The sequence below is a fragment of the Sphingomonas sp. AOB5 genome, from assembly GCF_029433115.1.
Classification (GTDB): Bacteria; Pseudomonadota; Alphaproteobacteria; order Sphingomonadales; family Sphingomonadaceae; genus Sphingomonas.
The window spans coordinates 24513-30886 of record NZ_JARNTV010000044.1 but is presented as its reverse complement, the minus strand read 5'-3'; the positions used below and the strand labels follow the sequence as shown (position 1 = coordinate 30886).

Here is a 6374-nt window from a genome sequence, read left to right as displayed (position 1 = left end):
TCCCCCACCCGGCCTCCCATCCAGCATATTCTGTGGGAGGCCGGGTGGGGGAGCGGGCCGGCACCGTGACAAACCAGGCTCTAGACTGTCTCCACGATTGCTCTAGTCATTGCGGCATGAGCGGCCTGGCCATCGTCGAAACCCCGTCGCCCAATTTCAATGCGCGCGACGCCGAGATCAGCATGATCGTGCTGCATTATACCGGCATGCGCACCGCGCAGGAGGCGCTCGACCGGCTGTGCGATCCCGTCGCCGAAGTCTCGGCCCATTATCTGATCGACGAGGATGGTACGATCCACCGGCTGGTGGCCGAGGACAAGCGCGCCTGGCATGCGGGCAAATCGCACTGGCGCGATTTTCCCAACGTCAATTCGGCCTCGATCGGGATCGAGCTGGTCAATCCCGGCCATGAGCATGGCTATCGCAACTTTCCCGATGCGCAGATGGGTTCGCTGATCCCGCTCGTGGCGGAGATCAAGGCGCGGTACGGCATCACCCGCGGCAATGTGGTCGGCCATTCGGACGTGGCCCCGGCGCGAAAGGAGGATCCGGGCGAGCTGTTCAACTGGCATGCTTTGGCCCGGCTGCGGCTGGCGCTCCCACGGCCGACCCGGAACCTGGTCGATCCGGGCTGGAGCGATGCCGGCTTCATGCTGGCGCTCCAGCGCTTCGGCTACGACATCGACGATGGCCCCGCGGCGGTGACTGCATTCCAGCGGCGTTTCCGCCCCGAGATGGTCGACGGCGAGATCGATCGCGAATGCTGCTGCCTGCTGCTCGCGCTGTTGCTGCCCCAGCCGCAGGGCGACGATTGAACCGAACGCTCGCGCTGCTGCTGACAGGACTGGCCGTCGCGGCGGGCTGGTATCTCTATCTCGACATTTCCGTCGCGGGCGAGCAGTCCATGCCGGAAGCGCGTTGGCTCTGGTACGCAGGCCATGTTGCGGCAGCCGCGCCGGTGCTGCTGATCGCTCCCGTCCAGTTCCTCGCGAGCCTGCGCAACGCGCGGCCGGCGGTGCATCGCTGGCTGGGGCGGGTCTATCTCGGCCTCTCGCTGCTCGCCGGCGTGATGGCGATCGCGCTGGGGCTGACGATGGAGGCGCAGGGGACCGAACTGCCGCTGGTGATGTTCGGGGGGCTGTGGATCGCATTCTCGGCGATGGCGTGGATCGCTGCACGCAAGCGCGACTGGACCGCGCACCGCCAGTTCACCATCCGCAGCTTCGCCATCGCGACCTCGTTCGTGCTGCTGCACCTGCTGCAGGCAGGCGAGGAGACGCTGTTCGGCTGGCTCGACTGGCCCGAGCTTCGCTACGCCACGCGTGGCTGGCTGAGCCTCGTCATCCCGGTGCTGGCGGCCGAAGCGTATCTGAGCTGGTGGCCTGCCGCGCGTCGGGTGTTTGCCAAGCGCTGATCTTCGCGGTATCGCCCGCGCCGCCAGAGGGTCGGGCGGCCGCGGGTGCGCAAGCACGCGAGGAAAGTCCGGGCTCCACGGAACGACGGTGCCGGGTAATGCCCGGCGGGGGTGACCCCAGGGAAAGTGCCACAGAGAGCAGACCGCCCACTGGTCTTCGGACTAAGGGCAAGGGTGAAAGGGTGCGGCAAGAGCGCACCGCGCGACCGGTAACGGAAGCGGCACGGCAAACCCCACCGGGAGCAAGACCGAATAGGGGCGGCATATGGGCCTGTTCCGGCCCCGTCGCCCGGGTTGGTTGCTTGAGCGGCGGAGCAATCCGTCGCCTAGAGGAATGGTCGCCTATCCCCGAAAGGGGTGGACAGAACCCGGCTTACAGACCCTCTGGCATTTTTCCTCTCCCTTGGCGGGGTAGGTAACGCTTTCATTTCGTGGTGAAATCGCCGAGGAGGGGCCATGTTCAGAACGCTCTACCCCGAAATCGAACCGTATGAGACCGGCATGCTGGATGTCGGCGACGGGCACACAATCTACTACGAACGCTGCGGCACGCCCGGCGCGAAGCCTGCGGTGTTCCTGCATGGCGGACCGGGCGGCGGCATCTCACCGACGCACCGGCGGTTGTTCGATCCGGCGCTGTACGACGTCATGCTGTTCGATCAGCGCGGATGCGGCAAATCGACTCCGCATGCCGAGCTGGAGGCGAACACCACCTGGCATCTGGTCGCGGATATCGAGCGGCTGCGCGAGCTTGCCGGTGTCGAGCAATGGCTGGTGTTCGGCGGCTCCTGGGGATCCACGCTCGCGCTAGCCTATTCGCAAAAGCATCCCGAGCGGACGAGCGAACTGGTGCTGCGCGGCATCTATATGTGCACCAAGCCCGAGCTCGACTGGTTCTACCAGTTCGGCGTGTCGGAGATGTTCCCGGAGAAATATGAGCGCTTCATCGCGCCGATCCCGGAGGCAGAGCGCGGCGACCTGCTGACCGCCTATCATCGCCGCCTGACCACCGGCCCGATCGAGGAGCGGATCGAAGCGGCGCGGATATGGAGCCTGTTCGAAGGCGAGGTCATCACCCTGCTGCCCGATCCCGCCACATCGGCCCAGCATGACGACGGGCACTATGCGCTCGCCTTTGCGCGGATCGAGGCACATTACTTCGTCAACGCCTGCTGGCTGGAGCCCGATCAGCTGCTGCGCGATGCGGAGCGGCTGCGCGCGATCCCGGGGACGATTGTCCATGGCCGCTACGACATGCCGTGCCCGGCGCGATACGCGTGGGAGCTGCACAAGGCATGGCCCGAGGCGGATTTCCACCTGATCGAAGGCGCAGGCCACGCCTTTTCGGAACCGGGCATCCTCGACCAGCTGATCCGCGCGACCGACCGGTACGCGGGGAAGCACGAAGAATAGCCGCCTGTCGCGGGGCCGGGCTGCGGGGTGCCTCGCTCGCCCGGCCGCCGCGGGTCAGACGAGCACGCGTTCGGGCCGTCCGACCTCCTCCAGCACGGTTTCCCGGTCGATCTCCATCAGCGGTTTGATCAGGCCATCGCGCATGTCGTAGACCCAGCCGTGGAGGTAGAGTTCCTGCCCCTCGGTGAAGGCCTGACGGATCGTGTCGATCTTCGCGAGGCGGACGAGCTGGTCGCGGACGTTCAGCTCGACCAGACGGTTGGCGCGGTTCTCCTCGTCGCCCATCGCGTCCACCTCATGCTTGTGATCGCAATAGACGTTGCGGGCATTGTCGAGCCAGTCATGGACCGGGCCGCTGGTGCCCCCGGTCAGCGCCGCTTTCACGCCACCGCAGCCATAGTGGCCGCACACGATGACATGCTTCACCTTCAGCACGGTGACCGCATACTGGATCACCGACAGCAGGTTGAGATCGTCGTCATGGACGAGATTGGCGACGTTGCGGTGGATGAACATGCCGCCCGGGGGCGTCATCGTCATCTGCTCGGGCGCAACCCGGCTGTCGGAACAGCCGATCCACAGGAATTGCGGCTTCTGGCCCATGGTCTGGCGCTCGAAGAAATCGGCGCGTTCGGCGGTTTGTTCGTCTGCCCAGGCACGATTGGCGAGCAGCAGCTGGCGATAGTCCTTCATGCGTAAACGACCTCCTGGCGGGGCGCACGGATGCGCGGCGCGGTACGCTCCGCCAGATCGCCGCGGACCACGACCTTGATGTCGCGAAACTCGGCGCTGCGGATGAAATCATTGATGATGTCGATATTGTCGATGTCGACGAACTCGGTGCTGGACAGGTCGATCAGCACGTCGCTGCCGTCCGGCACGCGATCGAGCACGGTCTGCAGCTCGACCTTGTGCATGAAGTACAGGTTGCGCCGTGCGCGGACGAGGCAGTCGCGGCCTTCGCAGACATAGCTGATCGCCGGGCGGAAGTTGCGTGCGATCACGAAGGCGAAGCCCACGCCCAGCCCGATAACGATACCGGTCAAAAGGTCGGTGAGCAGGATCGCGCCGACCGTGACGGTGAACGGCACGAACTGGCTCCAGCCCTGCTTCAGCTTCTGGCGGAACAGTACCGGCTTGGTGAGCTTGTAGCCGGTCGCGATCAGCACCGCGGCGAGCGATGCCAGCGGGATCAGGTTGAGCACCGCGGGGATCAGCAACAGGCTGAGCAGCAGCCAGAGGCCGTGCATGATCGTCGATTTGTTGCTGGTCGCACCTGAATCGACGTTCGCCGAGCTGCGCACGATCACCGACGTGACCGGCAGGCCGCCGATCATGCCCGAGAGCAGGTTGCCGCCGCCCTGTGCGAACAGCTCGCGATTCTTGTCGGTGGTGCGGCGCTGCGGATCGAGCTGGTCGATCGCCTTCACGCTCAGCAGCGATTCAAGGCTGGCGACGAGCGCGAGGGTGAGGGCGGTGGTCCAGACCAGCGGGTTGCTGATCTGGCCGAGGTCCGGGAACGACAACAGGCCGACTACGCCGCCGAGCCCCTCGACGACAGGCACCTGCACCAGATGGCTCACATTGATCTCGAGCGCGGGCGCGACATTGGCGAAGATCGAGTTGGCGGCCACGCCGAACACCACCACGACCAGCGGACCCGGCACGAAGCGCAGCGGGCCTTCGCTCGGCCGTGCCTTGTCCCACCAGAACAGGAAGGCGATCGAGATCGCGGCGATGATCGCCGCACCCCACACCATCTTTTCCTGCAGCACGTACCACAGGGTGGAGAAGGTGTTGCGACCGTCGGGCTGGAGGAAGGCGAAGCTGCCCTCGTAATCGCCGTCATAGCCGATGGCGTGCGGGATCTGCTTGAGGATCAGGATCAGTCCGATCGCCGCCAGCATGCCGGTGATCACCGAACTGGGGATGAACTCGCTGAGCACACCGGTCTTCGTCAGCGCGAAGACCATCTGCATCATGCCGGCCAGGACGACCGCGAGCAGGAATGCTTCGAACGAAGGCAGGCTCTGGATCGCGGCGAGCACGATCACGGTCAGGCCGGCGGCGGGGCCGCTGACCGACAGCGGCGACTTGCTGAGCGCGCCGACGACGATGCCGCCGACAATGCCTGCGATCAGGCCGGACATGAGCGGCGCGCCGGAGGCGAGGGCGACGCCGAGACAGAGCGGTAGCGCTACCAGCGCTACGACGATGGAAGCCGGGACATCCTGCCGCCAGCTGGCGGAGGATTCAGGTAGTCGTGGCACAATATTCTCCATGCTTATGATGTTCGCGGCCGCCGCCCCCGGCAGGCCGTGACAAGGTTGGGCTGTGGTTACTGCGTTGCACAATTGTGTCCGCGCATCGGTGTGGCGATGGGCTGTGCGCTTACGTCGATGAAATGAGGCAAGATTGTACCAATTTGATCATGATTTGTTTCTGTAATTGCGACTGTATCGCAATAAGAATGCTGCGGCGCATCGAAGTGAATCCCGCTTCGGGCTGATGTGTTGCGTGCGCCCGCATCGAGAGGCTGGCGTTCCGCCGACTTGCTGCCTATCTGCGGGAAATCATGGCGCGTTCGACCCGATCTTCCGACTGGGGCTTTCCCCGCTGGCGTGCCTATGGCGCCGAGCGCGAAGCCGTGCAGGTGCGGATCTGCGACCGCCATGGCTGCGAGGAACCGGGCGACCGGCCTGCGCCGAAATCGCCCAACAGCCCCGACCGCTGGTATTTCTGCGAGGCGCATGCCGCCGAGTACAATCGCAACTGGAATTACTTCGAGGGCCTGACCGCCGAGGAAGCGGCGCAGCGCGAGGCCGAGGAACGGCGCGACGCATCGGGCTTCACCGAATCCCGCCACAATGGCTGGGCGGGGCCGGGCGACGGCAGCCGCTCGCGCGACGAGATCCGCGCGCTGGAAGTGCTCGAGCTGGAAGTCGATGCCGATTTCGAAGCGGTGCGGATGGCGTGGCGGCGCATGGCCAAATCGAACCATCCCGATGTGAAGCCGAACGACGCCGATGCCGCCAAGCGCTTTCAGGCGATCCAGGCCGCCTATGACGTGCTCAAGGCCGCCGAGGAACGGCGTACCTGGAAGCCCGATTGAGGCTGTTCGCGGCCAACTGGTCGCATACGGTGCAGGTCTGCGCCAAATGCACCAAGCGGCTGGGTGGCGGCTTTGGACCGCGGCGCAGGACGCCGCTGGCCAAGACCCTGCGCAACTATCTGAAATCCCGCAAGGATCGTGGACGAGGCACCGGGATTGTCGAGACGCGCTGCATGGGCGTATGTCCCCGCGGCGCGGTGACGGTGCTGAACGGCGCGGAAAGCCGCGACTGGCTGCTGATCCCGGCCGGTACACCGGTTGAGGCCGTCGCCGAAGCGCTTAAGCTCTGATTCAGCCGCATCGGCGCAGAAACCACCCGCGCGCAATATGTTGCGTCCATCGTATTGTGGAAGGAACTACACCCAAATGGGGGTGTACAGTCCGGCAGGAGGCGCGCATCCAGCGCCGGGCTTAGTGTTCCATCCGGGAGGGTAT

Annotated in this window: 7 protein-coding genes and 1 other RNA gene; 6 read left to right on the top strand and 2 right to left on the bottom strand. The window is 65.3% G+C overall.

Features of this window, described 5'->3' with window-relative positions; all coding sequences use genetic code 11:
* Positions 1-116: 116 nt before the first annotated feature.
* From P1X14_RS16085 to pip, 4 genes are all read left to right on the top strand, one after another.
* Positions 117-815: an N-acetylmuramoyl-L-alanine amidase gene (locus P1X14_RS16085; RefSeq protein ID WP_277316415.1), complete on the top strand. Its 699-nt coding sequence runs from the start codon at positions 117-119 to the stop codon at positions 813-815.
* The gene (locus P1X14_RS16080) at positions 812-1414 is read left to right on the top strand and encodes a DUF2306 domain-containing protein (RefSeq protein ID WP_277316414.1); all 603 of its coding nucleotides are present in this window, start codon (positions 812-814) and stop codon (positions 1412-1414) included. Before P1X14_RS16085 ends, P1X14_RS16080 begins: the two co-directional genes overlap by 4 nt.
* Before the next feature lie 23 nt (positions 1415-1437).
* Positions 1438-1806: RNase P RNA component class A (rnpB, locus tag P1X14_RS16075), an RNA gene on the top strand.
* 64 nt (positions 1807-1870) lie between these two features.
* Positions 1871-2827: a prolyl aminopeptidase gene (gene pip / locus P1X14_RS16070; RefSeq protein WP_277316413.1), complete on the top strand. Its 957-nt coding sequence runs from the start codon at positions 1871-1873 to the stop codon at positions 2825-2827.
* A gap of 54 nt (positions 2828-2881) precedes the next feature.
* Here the strand turns inward: pip and P1X14_RS16065 are convergent, their stop codons facing one another.
* The gene (locus P1X14_RS16065) at positions 2882-3520 is read right to left on the bottom strand and encodes a carbonic anhydrase (protein WP_277316412.1); all 639 of its coding nucleotides are present in this window, start codon (positions 3518-3520) and stop codon (positions 2882-2884) included.
* Complete coding sequence (locus tag P1X14_RS16060) at positions 3517-5097, bottom strand: SulP family inorganic anion transporter (RefSeq protein ID WP_277316411.1); 1581 nt, start codon at positions 5095-5097, stop codon at positions 3517-3519. The genes P1X14_RS16065 and P1X14_RS16060 overlap by 4 nt, the downstream gene beginning before the upstream one ends.
* Positions 5098-5402: 305 nt before the next feature.
* Here P1X14_RS16060 and P1X14_RS16055 point away from each other — a divergent pair, with 305 nt between their 5' ends.
* A complete protein-coding gene (locus tag P1X14_RS16055; protein ID WP_277316410.1) occupies positions 5403-5939 on the top strand; it encodes a J domain-containing protein in 537 nt (178 codons plus the stop codon).
* Complete coding sequence (locus tag P1X14_RS16050) at positions 5936-6229, top strand: (2Fe-2S) ferredoxin domain-containing protein (RefSeq protein WP_277316409.1); 294 nt, start codon at positions 5936-5938, stop codon at positions 6227-6229. The genes P1X14_RS16055 and P1X14_RS16050 overlap by 4 nt, the downstream gene beginning before the upstream one ends.
* Positions 6230-6374 lie beyond the last annotated feature (145 nt).

Excerpts from the sequence above, each read along its gene's own strand:
- P1X14_RS16065 (WP_277316412.1), bottom strand. The coding sequence starts at position 3,520 with ATGAAGGACTATCGCCAGCTGCTGCTCGCCAATCGTGCCTGGGCAGAC.
- P1X14_RS16085 (WP_277316415.1), top strand. The coding sequence starts at position 117 with ATGAGCGGCCTGGCCATCGTCGAAACCCCGTCGCCCAATTTCAATGCG.
- P1X14_RS16055 (WP_277316410.1), top strand. The coding sequence starts at position 5,403 with ATGGCGCGTTCGACCCGATCTTCCGACTGGGGCTTTCCCCGCTGGCGT.
- pip (WP_277316413.1), top strand. The coding sequence starts at position 1,871 with ATGTTCAGAACGCTCTACCCCGAAATCGAACCGTATGAGACCGGCATG.